1 protein-coding gene is annotated in these 708 nt (G+C 40.3%); it reads right to left on the bottom strand.

The features are described 5' to 3' along the window. On the bottom strand, positions 1-608 hold a 608-nt coding region (locus MTN95_RS21435), incomplete at its 3' end, for a transposase (protein ID WP_248339941.1). Between the last annotated feature and the right edge of the window lie 100 nt (positions 609-708).

Below are 708 nucleotides of genomic sequence, written 5' to 3'. Positions count from 1 at the left end.
ATCTCTTTTTCAGCTTTCACCTCCTCTTTGATTGTTAATGGCTTTTTTCCGTGTTCCTCCCGATCCTCTTGAATGGCTTCATTTAAATCTTTGATATAGTTTTGGGTATCCTGCGCAATTGTTTTTCTTGTGTATTTATGCTTGTTGGCATTGGCTTTCAGATGAGTTGAATCGGTGAATAGGACACGTCCGCCCACCATGTCATGATTGATGGCCTGAAGAACGATCTCATCAAAAATGTCTTGGAAGATGGTTGTATCTTTAAAGCGTGTGCGTCTGTTCCAGCTGATGGTGGAGTGGTGCGGAACCGGGTCATTGATATTCAGTCCCAAAAACCATCTGTACGCCATATTGTAGTAAATTTCTTTTTCGAGCTGTCTTTCTGAACGGATACCGTAGAGGTAGCCGATAAACATCATTTTGAATAAAATTAGCGGATCAAGTGAGGGGCGGCCTTTGTTTTCGCTGTAGTAGGGTTTCACCTTTTCAATGATGAAAGAGAAGTCTATGTGTTTATCAATTTTACGAAGCAGATGATCCTCTTCGACGAGTTGGTCAAGCAGAACAAATTCGGCTGCATTTTGAGAAGAATTTCTTGTGTGCAACATGAGAAAGACACCGTCCTTGTAAGTCTTTCTTTTATTTTATTACATGAGAATGGATATTTTAAGAAAAAATAAAGGCTGTCGAGATTTTCTCGACAGCCTG

The organism is Bacillus sp. 2CMS4F (genome assembly GCF_023161785.1).
Classification (GTDB): domain Bacteria; phylum Bacillota; class Bacilli; order Bacillales; family Bacillaceae; genus Bacillus; species Bacillus halotolerans.
Note: the sequence above shows the minus strand (reverse complement) of the source record. Positions and strands in the feature narration are given on the sequence as shown.